This is a genomic window from Nocardiopsis gilva YIM 90087 (genome assembly GCF_002263495.1).
GTDB classification, from domain to species: domain Bacteria; phylum Actinomycetota; class Actinomycetes; order Streptosporangiales; family Streptosporangiaceae; genus Nocardiopsis_C; species Nocardiopsis_C gilva.
Genome location: NZ_CP022753.1, coordinates 1,787,421 through 1,801,063, shown reverse-complemented (window position 1 = coordinate 1,801,063; position 13,643 = coordinate 1,787,421). Strand labels below are relative to the sequence as shown.

Genomic DNA, 13,643 nt, shown 5'->3' with positions numbered 1-13,643 from the left:
ACCGGCCTCCTATTCGACCTCGTAGTCCTCGTCGCGCAGGCTGTTCAGGATCTTCTCCAGGACGTCCGTGTCCTCCGCGTCGGGCAGGCCGGTGTCGGCGACGATGGTGAAGGCGCGGACCGCGTTCTCCTCGTCGGGGTTAGGGACGACCACGGTGTGCACCTCGGCGGTGGGCGGCTGGCAGCCCGCCTTGGGCTTCTTCAGCTTGGCGTCGACGATCGCGCGGTGCCCCTTCAGCCCGTTGTTGGAGAACGCCTCGACCGTGCGCACCGACGTGGTGGCCGCACCGGCGTCGGTCGTGAAGCTGAGTTCGGCCCACTTCGTGGCCACACCCTTGGCCATCGCGGCGGTGTCCTGGGTCTCGGTGATGCCCTGGGCCCCGGTGACCGCGCGGTCGCCCCAGCCGTCGCAGGGCTGGTCCTTGTAGATGGCGACCCCGCTCATCGCGATCTCGGGCGTGCCGTTCTCGTCCTCGCCCTGTCCCACGATGAAGCCGTCGCCCTTGGCCGCCCAGTCGTCGTCCGACGGCGGCACCTCGTAGGTGAAGCCCCATTTGTCGGACTTGACGGTCCGCCACCCGGAGTTGATCAGCTCCTCCGGTTCGTCGGGGGACTCCGATGGTTCCGACGGCTCCGCGGAGGGTTCGTCGTCGACCTCCTGCGCCGTGGCGCTGGGCGACGGCTCCGGCGCGGCGATCTGGGGGGACTCGCGCAGCGTGTTCCACACGACCACGACCGCGATGGCCACCGCCACGACCATGACCATGGCCAGCAGGGCCAGCATGAGGGGGCTCATTCCGCCCGAGTGACGTGGTGCCGGCGCACCCTGCTGCTGAGGGTAGCCGTAATTGCCGTTCTGGGGGTTTCCTGGCCAAGTCACGACCCCGACTTTAGAGGATCTCCATAACTTCTCGATCACCCCAGGGCCCCAGCTACGCACAGTGATGCCCGAAGCAGCGGACAGAAAGCCCCCGAGTGCCGGATCGGGATATTGGGCAGAAGTGGATCACCGCATTTCCATGTGTGCACAGAGTTTCCGCTGTCATCGATTGAAATGACGACCGCTGGCCACACTGGGACACGAAAACCGCCTTGTGCGCGCCCGCGATATCAGCAAGGGTCGGTCGACAACGGGGCAGAAAGGAAAATCATTCCTGGACGGAGCAGAAGAATGACGGTCATACGAAGAATCGGCGCTGCTGCGGTCTCCGCCGTGCTGGTCGGTGGCCTGTTCACCGCGACCGCCCCCGCGGCATCGGCCCACCGGGCGTCGGTCACGATGAACCGCGCAAGCTGTACCTACATCGGCGGCAGCAACCACACGAGCGCGTGGACGCAGAAGGTGCGGGGCAAGTGCAAGGGGCACGCCTGGGTCCGCCTGCAGAAGAAGAACGGCTACTACAGCCCATGGCGGCACGCCAAGAACTTCAAGAAGATCCGCACGACCAAGGGCCAGCTCAAGAAGAGCATGCACAAGACATGGCGCAAGGGGAAGGTCTACCGGATCCACCACCGCTGAGCCGGTAGGCGCGCTGTGCGCGGTACCGGCAGGCCGCGGATCGGCCGCCGAGGGAGAGTCGCGCCTCCGCGGCCCGCCGGCCGCGCACGGTTGGAGGAGGTGAAGGAACGTATGACCGCCATTGCGCGATTCGCCGCGATCACGGTCTCCCTGGCCCTGGCCACCGCGATGGCCCCCGCCCCGCCACCCCATACGGACTGGGTCACGATGCGTCGCGGGACCTGCACCTATGTGGGCAGGAGCGACCATACCTACGCGTCCACGCAGAAGACGCGCGGCGGCTGTCTGGGCCACGCCTGGGTCCGGTTGCAGCGGAGAGACGGTGCGCTCAGCCGCTGGCACCACGCTCCCGGCTTCAAGAAGATCTCGACGAAGCCCGGCCGGCTCAGCACCAGCTTCCACAAGGGCTGGGGCAACGGCAAGGTCTATCGCATCCGGCACTACTAGGGCGGTGGAATGCGCCCCCGACCGACCATCTCCGCCGCGCTCCTGGCCGTCGCGGCGGCGGCCTGCGGCCCGCAGCTCCCCACGTCCGACGGCGGTGCCGCTGCTCCCGCGTCCTCAGACGCGCCGGGCGCGGCGGAGATCGACGCCGGAATCGCCGAGCAGGAGGCGCTGCTGGCGGGAGGGACGGTCGACGAGAACGACTACGCCGCCGCGGTGAAGCGCCTGGAGAAATGTCTGCGCACGCGAGGAATCGATCTCGACAACAACGGGTGGGATCCCGTCGATCAGCTGAGAATGGATCTCTGGTTCGACGGCAAGGGGATTCCCGACGACGCGGTCGCGGATATCGGCGACGCCTGCTTCACCGCGCACCTGGAGAAAGTGGAGAATCGGTATTCCGAGGACCACGAACCCCGCATGGCCGACGACCTCATGTCCTACGCCCGCGAGTGCATGTCGGATGCCGGAATCACCACGACGGGTGACGAGAAGGACCTAGCGGCCCTCGTCGCTGCCGCGGAACCCGACGATGAGGAGACCGTCACCGACTGCGTCGTCGCGGGCGCCGGCGAGCTGTACCCGGACACCACGGTGCTGGTGAGCTGGTGAGGACGGGACGCCGCCGCAGGTGCTCCGGACGGCCAACGCCGCCCGTCGGTGGCGGCTGGCCCGCCGACCACTGCGCCCCTTTCAGGCCGCTCACACCTCGCCCAGAACGGCTTGGGCGGCGTTGAGCGCGGTGATCCGGTAGGCGGCGCCGAACAGGCACGCGTGGACCAGCAGCGGGTGCAGCTGGTGCAGCGCGATCCGTCCACGCCACCCGGCGGCCAGGGGGAACGCCTCGTTGTAGCCGTCGCGCACCCGGTCCAGGTAGGGCAGGCCGAACAGCGCGAGCATGGCGAGGTCGGCCTCGCGGTGGCCCCCGTGGGCGGCGGGGTCGACGATCACCGCGCCGTCGTCCTGCCAGATCACGTTGCCGCTCCACAGGTCGCCGTGGATGCGCGCGGGCGGTTCGGGGGCACCCGGCAGGTCGCCGATGGCGTCGATGGCCCGCTCGATGACGCGCACGTCGGCCGGTGTCAGCACGCCCCGGTCGGTGGCGCGGGCGAGGTAGGGCAGCAGCCGCTGTTCGGCGTAGAACTCCGGCCAGGAGTCGCGCGGGGTGTTGTCGAGCGGCAGTGGGCCGATGTAGCCGTCGCGCGGCGCCCCGAAGTGCTCGGCCGGTGTCGCGTGCATGCCGGCGAGCTGGTGGCCGAAGCGCTCGGCGGCCTCGGGGGTCGGGGGCCGCTCCGACACCCAGGAGAGCACGAGCGTGCGCTCGTCGGCGCCGAGGACCTCGGGCACCGGGGAGCCGAACGACCCGCCCAGCCACTCCAGGCCCCACGCCTCGGTGGCGAACAGCCCGGCGAACTCCCCGTCGGGCGTGCCGTCCGGCAGCGCCTTGACGAAGACGTCGGCGCCGTCGGCGAGTTCGGCACGGTACAGCTCCCAGGCGTGGCTCGATCCCAGCGGCGCCAGCGCGGCGACCGCGCGGCCGGTCAGCTCGGCGACACGGTCGGCGACGGGCGGCGCCACGCGCTCCTCAGAACGCACCGGGGGTGTCCCGCCTGTCGTCCCGACCGTGCTCGTAGCCGGTGCGGGGACCGAAAAGGGCGACCAGTTCGCCGGTCAGCCCCTTGGCCGCCGCCTCCACCATGCTCAACACGGTGCTGAAACCGTCGTCGCCGCCGTAGTAGGGGTCGGGGATCTCGGGGTTGGGGCCACCGCCGGGGGCGAAGGAGCGGAACAGCAGGACGCGCTCGCCGGCCTCGGCGCGGTCCGGGACGAGCCGGAGCACGTCGTCGAGGTTGTCCAGGTCCATCACCAGGATGAGGTCCCGCTCTGTGAACCAGGCGGGGTCGAACTTCCGCGCGACGTGCTCGGTGAGGTAGCCGTGGACGCGGAGCGTCGACGCGGCACGGGAGTCCATACCGGATCCGATGTGCCAGCTCCCGGTCCCGGCGCTGTCGACCTGCACGAGATCGGCGATCCCGGCGCGTTCCAGGTCGGCCGTCAGGACCTTCGCCGCCATCGGGGACCGGCAGATGTTGCCCAGGCACACGATGCAGATCCGGTAGGGCCCGGCGGGGTCACGAGGTTCCGGCAAGCTCATGGTCATTACCGTAACGGAGGATCGACCCCCTGAACGGGACGTACGCTCCCGCGCGCGGACATCGGGCCGACATCGACGGGCCCGACGACCGGTCGTGGGACGCGAATTCGCGGCCGGCCTGCCGGGCGGCTCACCCCTTGGGCAGCCGTACCACGGTCACGAAGAAGTCGTCGATCTGCCGCACGACCTGGATGAACTGGTCGAAGTCGACGGGCTTGGCCACATAGGCGTTGGCGTGCAGCCGGTAGCTGCGCAGGATGTCCTCCTCGGCCTCCGACGTGGTCAGCACCACGATCGGGATGTGCGCCAGCGCCTCGTCCTTCTTGACCTCCTCCAGCACCTCGCGGCCGTCCTTGCGGGGCAGGTTGAGGTCGAGCAGGATCAGGTGCGGACGGGGCGCGTCGGCGTACTCCCCGTCGCGGCGCAGGAACCGCAGCGCCTCGACGCCGTCGGAGACCACATGGAGACGGTTGCCCACCTTGTGCTCTTCGAAGGCCTCCTTGGTCATCAGGACGTCACCGGGGTCGTCCTCGACCAGCAGCACCTCTATGGGTTGCACCAAAGTGACCTCGCTCAACGTCTCAGACCTTTTCGGAACGGTCCCCATGGTCGCGGGGAGTGGTGTCGTCTCCCGCCTCGTCGTGGCTGGAGAGCTCGGTCGCGGCGGGGTGCGACGGCTCGGTCTCCTCCGTGCCCCCCTCCTCGACAGGCAGCGACCAGCATATGCGGGTCCCCGTGTAGTCCGAATCCGTGTCGAGCCAGATACGCCCGCCGTGGAACTCGATGATCTTCTTGCACATGGCGAGACCGATACCGGTTCCGCCGTATTTGTCGCGGGTGTGCAGGCGCTGGAAGATGACGAAGATCCGCTCGGCGTACTGCGGTTCGATGCCGATGCCGTTGTCGGAGCAGCAGAAGACCCACTCGTCCTCGCGCTGCTCACAGCTCACGTACACGCGCGGCGAGTCCTCGCCGCGGAACTTCACCGCGTTGCCGACGAGGTTGAAGAAGACCTGGGTGAGCAGGGTCTTGTCGCCCTCGACGGTGGGCATGTCGTCGCCGGTGACGACCGCCCCGGCCTCGTCCAGCCGGGTTTCCAGGCTGCTCAGCGCGTCTTCGAGCGCGACGTTGAGGTCCACCTGGGTGAAGTTCTTGGTCCGTCCGACCCGGGAGAACGCGAGCAGGTCGTTGATCAGGGTCTGCATGCGCTTGGCGCCCTCGACCGCGAAGTCGATGTAGGAGTCCGCGCGCTCGTCGAGCTGGCCGCGGTAGCGGCGCTGCAGCAGCTGGCAGAAGCTGGCGACCTTGCGCAGCGGCTCCTGCAGGTCGTGGGAGGCGACGTAGGCGAACTGCTCCAGCTCCAGGTTGGACCGGCGCAGCTCCTCGGTCTGGCGCTCCAGCAGGTCCGACTGCTCCTGGAGCTGGCGCCGGGCGGCGCCGACCTCGTGCAGGTCGCTGACGATGCGCTCGCGCATGGCGTCGACGTCGCGGCCGACGCGTTCGATCTCGGGCGGCCCGTGCAGGGCGACGCGGTGCGCGTAGTACCCCTCCGACACCTGGGAGAGGTGTCCGGCGAGCTCGTCCAAGGGACGCAGCACCCAGTGCTGCAGCATCACCCACAGGAAGACCGACATCACCACGACGACGAAGCCGACGAGCATCAGCAGCGCCACGACCTGCTGGGTGGCGAGGGTGAGGCCGTCGCGGGCCTGGTCGAGCTCCTGGTCGATGCGGGTCTGGGCCTTGGTTCCGGCCGCGCGCAGTTCGTCGAAGCGCTCCCGGCCCAGCCGGTAGTCCTCGGCACTGACCTCCTTGCCCTGGTGGACCTTTTCCAGGGTGGGGTCGGCGAAGTCCGTGGTCCAGGCGTCGCCGGCCTCCAGCAGCTCGGTGATGTCGGAGCCGATGTCGCTGTCGTCGGCGGCGATCTGGTCCAGGACGGGCTTGCTCTCGGTGATCGACTGCTTGCCCTGCTCGTAGGGGGCGAGGAACTCGATCTCGCCGGTGAGCGCGTACCCGCGGATCCCGTTGTCCTGGTTGAGGTAGGCGGACATGGTCTGCTGGACGGCGGTCTGGGCGGGGGTGAGCTGGTCCACCTGCCGGTTCAGCGATTCGCGGGCGTTGAACGCGGCGAAGACGATCGTCGACACGGAGGCGACCAGCACCACGGCGACGGTCGCCAGCAGGACGGTGACGCGACGGCGCAGCGACCACGGCCCCCCGCTACCTCCGAGGGGCGGTTCCATCGGGCTCACCTCTCGGCCCCGTGGGTGAGGAGCATCATGGCGACGTCGTCCTGGAGCGGGCCGCCGTTGTGGCGTTCGGCCTCGTCCACAAGGTGCTCGGGCAGGTCCATGATGGAGCAGCCGCTCTTCAGGACGCCGTCGAGGATGCGGGACAGGCCCTGGACCTCCAGGCGCGCGGGCGGGGCGCCGTCGTAGGCGTCGACCAGGCCGTCGGTGTAGAGCATGAGCGTGGCGCCCTGCGGGAACGGGAATTCCTCGACGTCGATGTCGGCGTCGGGGAACACGCCCATCGGCGGCCGGGGCACGGCCGGGACCTCCTCGACCACGCCGTCCTTGATGACCAGCGGCGGCGGATGGCCGAACAGGCGGATCCGCGCCTTCTCGCTGCGCACGTCCAGGCTGACCTGGCACAGCGTGGCGTACATCTCGTCCTGGGCGCGCTCGCTGGCCAGGATCTCCTCCAGCGCGGGCAGGACGGTGTCCTCGGCGACGCCGCCCATGACCAGGGCGCGCCAGGCGATGCGCAGGCTCACGCCGAGCGCGGCCTCGTCGGGGCCGTGCCCGCTGACGTCGCCGATGATGGCGTGCGTGGTGCCGTCCTTCTGCACGGCGTCGAAGAAGTCGCCGCCGACCAGGGCGCGCTTGCGGCCGGGGCGGTAGAAGGAGCGGTGGCTCAGCGGGGAGTCGTCCAGCAGCACCTGGGGCAGCAGGCCGCGCTCCAGCCGCATGTTCTCGCGCGCGTGGAGTTCGGCCTCGCGCAGCTGGCGGGCGTTCTCGTCGGCGCGCTGGCGCTCGACGGAGTAGCGCAGGCTGCGCGCCAGGAGGGAGCCGTCGACCTGGCCCTTGACCAGGTAGTCCTGGGCACCGGCCGCGACGGCGGCGATGCCTTCGTGTTCGTCGTTGAGGCCGGTGAGAACCACGACGGCCGCTGAGTCGGCCGTGGTGAGCACCTCGCGCAGCAGGTCCATGCCGCCGGCGTCGGGCAGGTTGAGGTCGAGGAGCACACAACCGCGGAAGTCGTCGAGGTGCTCACGTGCCTTACCGAGTGTGTCGACCCAGGTGATACGGGCGTCCAGCGCGGTGTCGGCGAGCAGCTCTTCGACCAGGAACGCGTCCTGCGCGTCGTCCTCGATCAACAGGATGTCGACCGATTCGACGGCGGCCGATGCGCGGCCGGTCCCCGCCGGCCCCGCGGAATCGGGATCTACCATGGTCACGGGCTCGTGTCCTGTTTTCCTTGTATCCACACATCGCCTCTACGTCGACCGGTCTTCCCCCGGCACCATCGTCGTGCTCCACCCGGACTTTGGGGATCCCTCCCACCCCCCGGACCGGGATCGCGGGGCATCGGCCCCATGACTCTCCGAGACGGTGACCGCCGGCTCAGCGAGGCCCGATGATCCTTTGCGGCAGTCAAACGATAATCGCCCGGCCCTTTTCGTCGCTAGCGGGATTGCACGAGAGCCATCCAACGCTCTGACCGGCCGGGCTAGCGCACACTGCACCCTGGTGCAACGCCAGGATACCGGCCTCACCGCTCCATCGAACTGGGCATCATCCCACTCGGGTTTTTCGACACAGTGTCACCAACGACTTGACAGCAGGCCATATCTTGCTGACATCATGTCATAAACCGTCCAGATCCGGACAGACAGAGGGAGCAGGCGTGGAGAGTCATCAGCGCGCGGCGGCGACGGAACCGACCCCCGAGTCCCCCGGATCCCCAGATTCCTCATCCTCCTCAGCGCCCTTCTCCGCCGAGCTGAAGGCCGCGACCTGGGCGCACCACACGACGGCCGAGGAGCACGGGTTCACCCAGGCGCTCCTGGACGGCACGCTCTCCCGGGACGGGTACGCCGCGATGGTCGCCCAGCACTACTTCGCCTACGTGGCGCTGGAGGAGGTCGGCCGCGCCCTGGCCGACGACCCCATCGCCGGGCGCGTGGTGTTCCCCCAGCTCTTCCGCGTCCCGGCGCTGCGGCGGGACCTCGCCGAGCTCTACGGGCCCGACTGGCGCGACCGCATCGCCCCCTCCGCGCCCACGCGCACGTATGTGGCGCGCATCGAGCAGATGGCCGACGAACCGGGCGGCTACGTCGCCCACCACTACACGCGCTACATCGGCGACCTCTCCGGCGGCCAGTTCATCCGCAAGATCGCGATGCGCAGTTACGGCCTCACCGACGCGGCGGGCGTGTCGTTCTATGTCTTCGACGAGCTGACGAGCCTGCCCCGGTTCAAGGACACCTACCGGTCCCGACTGGACGCCCTCGACCTGGACGAGGCGGCCCGGCGCCGGATCGTGCGCGAGACCCAGCTGGCCTACCAGCTCAACGTGGAGGTCCTCGCCGACCTCGGCCGCGATCACGCCCCTGGGGCGGCGGCCTGAGTCATGTCACCATAGGGCCATGCCCAAGATCTCCGCTCCGACGATCGCCGCCCACCGCGCCCAGACCCGCGAGCGCATCCTGGAGGCGGTGGCCACCCTCACGCGCACCCAGGGGATCGACGGCATCTCCATGACCGACGTCGCAGCAGAAGCGGGCATCACGCGCACGGCCCTGTACAACTACTTCCCGGACAAGGCGGCGCTGCTGCTCGCCTTCACCGAGCAGGTCACCCACGGCTTCGTCGACCGCTACAGCCAGGAGCTGCCCAGCGACGCCTCGGCGGCCGAGCGGCTCTCCGCGTTCGTCCGCTTCCAGCTGGAGGGGATCGCCGAGCACCCGCACCCGGCCGCCGCCGAGCTGGGGGCCAGCCTGGGCCCCGACGCCTACCAGGCGCTGGCCGACCACGTCGCGCCCATGCAGCGGCTGCTCGTGCAGATCCTGCGCGATGGAGTCGAGGCCGGGGAGTTCGCGGACTTCCCCGTGGAGGCCACCGCGCGGCTGGTGCTGACGATGATCGGCGCACAGCGCGTGCCGCTGGTGCGCGGCGAGGTCAGCATCGCCGAGGCGCATGTCCTGGTCTCGGCGTTCACCCTGCGGGCGCTCGGCGTCACCGAGGACAAGGTGCAGCGCTACGTGTCGGCAACCCCACGGGCCACTACCGAGCGTGAAGAATAGTGCGCTCCGTGACCACCCAGTGTCATTGAGGCACGGCCGTAACCGGCGGCATCCGAACCCGCCTCTCCCCACCGGCCGCGCAGTGCGGGAGAATCGGCCACCGTTGGTGTCCACCCCTCGTCCCGCAAAGGCCGCCGAGACGTGTCCCTCGTGCTCATCCTGGCCGGTGCCGCCCTGGTCTGCATCGCTATGTTCAACCGTGTTCCGCGGCTGGTGCCCGCCACCCCCGGCACACCGCGCGCGGCCGAACGGAACGGCCGTGTGGCCGCACCCCCGCACCGCCCCCGCGCCACGCAGCGGGGTCCGCGTCTGGCGTTCGTTCCCGCCCGCCTCACCGAGACCGGTCGCGCCGTCCTCACCACGGTGGGCGGCAGCGTGCTGATCGCGGCCTTCTTCCTCGCCCTGTCGGGGTCGTGAGGGACCGGCCGACCGCCTGACCGGCCCCGGCCGACTCAGCCCAAGCGGCGCAGCAGCATCCGGGCGGCGGCCGTCGACGCCGCCACGCCCGCCAACGCGGCCGAGGCCGCCAGCGCGTCCCGGGTCACCGCACGGCGCCGCGCGTCCTGCGTGGCCAGCCCTCGTTCGACCGCGCCGAACCTGCCCCCGCACAGGGCGGGGTCGAACTCCAGCGGCCGCCAGCGGCTCGGCCACGGCGCCAGAGGCCGGGCCGCGCCCTCGCGGACCGCGGACAGCCGCAGACCGCGCGCCACCGGCGTGCGCGGTTTGAGCCGGACTGTTTCTCCGCTCTCTGCCCCGGTCAGCCGCTTGGGGTCGGGGCCGACGTAGCGGAGTTCACCGGGCGCGTTGTACAGCAGCTCGGCCAGCAGCTGGGCGCAGGCACGGGCGTCGCCGAGCGCCGTGTGCTGTCCGCTGGGCCAGTGGCCGGTGAGGGTGTGGCTGGCCCGCGGCAGGGCGTAGCGGTCCAGGTCGACCTGCGAGCGCAGGGTACGCAGGGTGCATAGACCCGGCAGGTCGGCGGGGAGCCCGGCCGGGACGAACTCGGCGGCCAGGAACGCCCCCTCGAAGTCGAGTTTGTGTCCGACGACCACGGCCCCGGAGAACAGCTCGGCGAGGATGCCGACGAGGTCGGCGGCCTGCGGCGCGCCGATGACGTCGCTCGCCCCGATGCTGTGGAACTCCTGGCCGGTGACCGGAACTCCAGGGTTGACGAGCGTGTTGAGCTCGCGTGTCACCGTGCCGTCGCCGCGCATCCGCACCACCGCGATCTCGCAGACCCGCGCGCCCTGGTCCGGGTCGAGGCCGGTGGTCTCCACGTCGACCACGGCGTAGTCGAGCTCCTTGGCGCAGCGGCCCGCCGACCGGCTCCGGGTGAGGGCGCCCCTGCGGAATGCCCGCGAACCGGCGCGGCCTTCGTCGGGCACGTCGACCATCCCCTGTCTGCTCGTCTCGGTGGTTCCGACCTGTTGGGCTGCGACCCGGATTGCCCGCCGGTGTCGTGTCGATCAGGTCAGGGACCGACCTTACGGCACCCGCGGGATGAGAGTGGCCTGTGTGCGCGTTTATCCTCATGGCCGGCACCCCGCCACATCATCCGATGTAGGACCCGAGCACCACCGTGTCGGCACCCCTACGCATCCCACCGGCGCCAGGAGACCCCATGCCCGCAACGCAGCAGTCCGTCTACGCCCCGCTCGCCGAGATCGTTCGGTCCGGGCTGCGCGAGGGTGTGCACTTCGGCACGGTCGTCGGGCTCACGGCCTCCGGTGAGGTCGCCTACGCGCGCGGTGACATCCAGGCTCCCATGTTCCCGCGTTCCTCCGCCAAGCCGTTCCAGGCGCTGGCGTCCCTGCGTGCCGGGGCCCCGATCGCCGGCGCGCAGATCGCGATCGCCGCCGGGAGCCACAACGGTGAGCAGATCCACACCACCCTCGCGGAGAAGATGCTCGCCGAGTCCGGCCTGACGCCCGACGCGCTGGGCTGCCCCACCGACTGGCCGCTGGGGCCGCAGGCCCGCAGGGAGCTGACGATCGCCGGCGGCGAGCCGACCCGCCTGCACATGAACTGCTCCGGCAAGCACGCCGCCATGCTCGGCGCCTGCGTCGCGCAGGGCTGGGACACCGCGACCTACCTCGCCCCCGACCACCCCCTGCAGCGGATGGTCCGCGCGACCCTGGAGGAGAAGTGCGGCGAGCCGATCGCCCACACCGCGGTCGACGGCTGCGGAGCGCCGCAGCTGGCCGTCTCCCTGATCGGCCTGGCCCGGGGGATCCAGGCGATGGTCCGGTCTCCCGAGGACAGCCACGAGGCCGCGGTCGTGCGGGCGATGCGCGACTTCCCGGAGTACGTGGCCGGTGAGGGTCGCGACGACACCACGCTGATGCGCCGCATGCCGGGAGTGATCTCCAAGATCGGCGCCGAGGGCGTCATCGTCGTGGCCGCGCCCACCGGCGAGACCGTCGCGGTGAAGATGAGCGACGGCGACCCGAAGGCGCGCTCGCGCACCATGGTGGGTCTGACCGCGCTGCGCGCGCTCGGTGTCGACATCACCCCGGTGGAGGACATGCTGTCCGCCCCCGTTCTCGGCGGCGGGGAGCCGGTGGGCGAGATCCGGCCGATCGCCGAGTAGGGTCCGTTCGCGCCCGCCGCGCGGGAATCCCCCCGGTGCACCGCTCGTTGAGCATTCACGAGGCCTCAACGGGACGGCCCCGGAGGCACGGGTCAGTGCACGAGGGAAAGGGCGGAACGCACCGCATGCGCGACATCGTCATCGTCGGAGCGGGCATGGCCGGACTGCACACGGCGGAGGCACTGCGCGACGCCGGGTTCGACGGCACGGTCACGCTGATCGGCGACGAACCCCACCGCCCCTACTCCCGGCCCCCGCTGTCCAAGGAGGTCCTCACCGGCAAGGGCACGCCGAAAAGCCTCCCCCTGCGCGAGGACGCCGCGATCGACGCGCTCGGCCTGGACCTGCGGCTCGGGCGCCGCGCCGAGCGGCTGCTCACCGACGAGAAGGCGGTCCTGCTCGACGACGGCGCCCGGGTGGACTACGACGGCCTCGTCATCGCGACGGGGGCGCGCGCCCGCCGTCCCCGCACCGACCTGGCGGGCGTGCACACGCTGCGCTCGCTCGAGGACGCCGAGGCGGTGCGCGCCGCATTCACCGAACCTGGCGGGCACGTCGTGGTCGTCGGCGCCGGGTTCATCGGATCCGAGGTCGCGGCCAGCGCTCGGGCGTGCGGTTGGGAAGTGACGCTGGTCGAGGCGGAGCCCACGCCGCTGACCCGGGTCGTCGACCCGCGCATCGGCACGGTCCTGACCGACCTGCACCGCGACAGCGGGGTGGACGTGCGGCTGGGCGTCGGCGTCACCGGGTTCGAGGGCGAGGGCCGCGTAGAGCGGGTGCTGCTGGCCGACGGCAGCGCGATCGAGGCGTCGCTGGTCGTGGCCGGGCTCGGGGTGGAGCTGAACACCGAGTGGCTGGCGGGGTCGGGGGTCAAGCTGGACGAGGGCGGCGCGGTGCTGTGCGACGCCCAGGTCGCGACGACCGTGCCGGACGTGTACGCGGTCGGGGACCTGGCGAACTGGCCGCACCCGCGCTACGGCGGCCGGGTCCGCCTGGAGCACTGGACCAACGCCGGGGAGCAGGCGGTCGTCGCAGCGCACAACCTGCTCGCCGGGGAGAGCGGTACCGACCGGCGCGACTACACCCCGGTGCCCTATTTCTGGTCCGACCAGTACGGGATGAAAATCCAGCTGCTCGGCCAGGCCGCACCGGCCGACACCGTGGAGTTCGTGCACGGATCGCCCGAGGACCGCAAGTTCGTGGCGTTCCTCGGACGGTCCGGACAACTCATCGGCGTCCTGGGCCTGCGCTCCACACCGAAGACCATGCGCTACCGCGCGCTCCTGGAGAAGCCGACGGCGTGGGACGACGCCCTGGCGGCGGCCGGGTTCAGTCCTCGACGCTGATGGCCTGTTTGGGACACATCCGTACGCATTCCTCCACTTTGTCGCGGAGTTCCTCGGGCGGCTCCTCCTGCAGGATGTAGAGGAAGTCGTCGTCGCGAACCTCGAACACCTCGGGCAGGATGCCCATGCAGACCGCGTTGCTCTCGCAACGATCGAAGTCCACCTTCACCCGCATGTGGCGCTCCTCACTCACTCGCGTTTTCCTCCGAGCTTAGTCGCGCACCATGCGGGTGATCGCGCCCCGCCCACCCCTATTTGTCGGGTCGTGTCCGTCCGACGATCCCC

General features: G+C 70.5%; 16 protein-coding genes. 8 read left to right on the top strand and 8 right to left on the bottom strand.

The genetic code is table 11. The annotated features are described in order from the left end of the window. Positions 1-9: 9 nt before the first annotated feature. Positions 10-795 (bottom strand): hypothetical protein, encoded by a 786-nt coding sequence (locus tag CDO52_RS08485; protein WP_157745494.1) that lies wholly within the window; start codon positions 793-795, stop codon positions 10-12. Between the two features lie 375 nt (positions 796-1,170). Here CDO52_RS08485 and CDO52_RS08480 point away from each other — a divergent pair, with 375 nt between their 5' ends. The 3 genes from CDO52_RS08480 to CDO52_RS08470 all read left to right on the top strand — a co-directional run bounded on the left by CDO52_RS08480 (position 1,171) and on the right by CDO52_RS08470 (position 2,574). After that, positions 1,171-1,518 (top strand): hypothetical protein, encoded by a 348-nt coding sequence (locus CDO52_RS08480; RefSeq protein ID WP_017617369.1) that lies wholly within the window; start codon positions 1,171-1,173, stop codon positions 1,516-1,518. A 111-nt stretch (positions 1,519-1,629) separates the two neighbouring features. Further along, positions 1,630-1,965 carry a hypothetical protein gene (locus CDO52_RS08475; protein WP_232524416.1) on the top strand — a complete coding sequence of 112 codons (336 nt, stop codon included), beginning with the start codon at positions 1,630-1,632 and terminating at the stop codon, positions 1,963-1,965. Between the two features lie 9 nt (positions 1,966-1,974). After that, positions 1,975-2,574 carry a hypothetical protein gene (locus CDO52_RS08470; protein WP_017617367.1) on the top strand — a complete coding sequence of 200 codons (600 nt, stop codon included), beginning with the start codon at positions 1,975-1,977 and terminating at the stop codon, positions 2,572-2,574. A gap of 90 nt (positions 2,575-2,664) precedes the next feature. On the opposite strand, the gene CDO52_RS08465 is transcribed toward CDO52_RS08470, so the two are convergent. The 5 genes from CDO52_RS08465 to CDO52_RS08445 form a co-directional block, all read right to left on the bottom strand. After that, a complete protein-coding gene (locus tag CDO52_RS08465) occupies positions 2,665-3,540 on the bottom strand; it encodes a fructosamine kinase family protein (RefSeq protein WP_017617366.1) in 876 nt (291 codons plus the stop codon). Positions 3,541-3,547: 7 nt separating this feature from the next. Beyond that, a complete protein-coding gene (locus tag CDO52_RS08460; protein WP_051060652.1) occupies positions 3,548-4,117 on the bottom strand; it encodes a low molecular weight protein-tyrosine-phosphatase in 570 nt (189 codons plus the stop codon). 130 nt (positions 4,118-4,247) lie between these two features. After that, positions 4,248-4,661 carry a response regulator gene (locus CDO52_RS08455; RefSeq protein ID WP_017617364.1) on the bottom strand — a complete coding sequence of 138 codons (414 nt, stop codon included), beginning with the start codon at positions 4,659-4,661 and terminating at the stop codon, positions 4,248-4,250. Positions 4,662-4,698: 37 nt separating this feature from the next. Then, positions 4,699-6,360, bottom strand: a complete 1,662-nt coding sequence (locus CDO52_RS08450; protein ID WP_017617363.1) for a HAMP domain-containing histidine kinase — start codon at positions 6,358-6,360, stop codon at positions 4,699-4,701. Positions 6,361-6,365: 5 nt separating this feature from the next. Continuing rightward, a complete protein-coding gene (locus tag CDO52_RS08445) occupies positions 6,366-7,571 on the bottom strand; it encodes a PP2C family protein-serine/threonine phosphatase (protein WP_193373647.1) in 1,206 nt (401 codons plus the stop codon). A 455-nt stretch (positions 7,572-8,026) separates the two neighbouring features. On the opposite strand from CDO52_RS08445, the gene CDO52_RS08440 reads away from it, so the two are divergent. The 3 genes from CDO52_RS08440 (at position 8,027) to CDO52_RS08430 (ending at position 9,842) form a co-directional block, all read left to right on the top strand. Further along, positions 8,027-8,749, top strand: coding sequence for a biliverdin-producing heme oxygenase (locus CDO52_RS08440; RefSeq protein WP_017617361.1), 723 nt, complete (start codon positions 8,027-8,029; stop codon positions 8,747-8,749). Positions 8,750-8,768: 19 nt separating this feature from the next. Further along, entirely contained in the window at positions 8,769-9,425 is a 657-nt protein-coding gene (locus CDO52_RS08435; protein ID WP_017617360.1) for a TetR/AcrR family transcriptional regulator, read from the top strand. A gap of 141 nt (positions 9,426-9,566) precedes the next feature. Then, positions 9,567-9,842: a hypothetical protein gene (locus CDO52_RS08430; RefSeq protein WP_017617359.1), complete on the top strand. Its 276-nt coding sequence runs from the start codon at positions 9,567-9,569 to the stop codon at positions 9,840-9,842. Between the two features lie 35 nt (positions 9,843-9,877). Here the strand turns inward: CDO52_RS08430 and CDO52_RS08425 are convergent, their stop codons facing one another. After that, on the bottom strand, positions 9,878-10,816 hold the full coding sequence (locus CDO52_RS08425) for a 3'-5' exonuclease (RefSeq protein ID WP_094932296.1): 939 nt from the start codon (positions 10,814-10,816) through the stop codon (positions 9,878-9,880). A 227-nt stretch (positions 10,817-11,043) separates the two neighbouring features. On the opposite strand from CDO52_RS08425, the gene CDO52_RS08420 reads away from it, so the two are divergent. Both CDO52_RS08420 and CDO52_RS08415 read left to right on the top strand, forming a co-directional pair. After that, positions 11,044-12,012: an asparaginase gene (locus tag CDO52_RS08420; RefSeq protein ID WP_017617357.1), complete on the top strand. Its 969-nt coding sequence runs from the start codon at positions 11,044-11,046 to the stop codon at positions 12,010-12,012. Between the two features lie 125 nt (positions 12,013-12,137). Beyond that, entirely contained in the window at positions 12,138-13,358 is a 1,221-nt protein-coding gene (locus tag CDO52_RS08415; protein ID WP_026125532.1) for an NAD(P)/FAD-dependent oxidoreductase, read from the top strand. Here the strand turns inward: CDO52_RS08415 and CDO52_RS08410 are convergent. Further along, positions 13,342-13,533: a ferredoxin gene (locus CDO52_RS08410; RefSeq protein WP_026125531.1), complete on the bottom strand. Its 192-nt coding sequence runs from the start codon at positions 13,531-13,533 to the stop codon at positions 13,342-13,344. The two genes, CDO52_RS08415 and CDO52_RS08410, sit on opposite strands and share 17 nt — an antisense overlap. Positions 13,534-13,643: the final 110 nt, after the last annotated feature.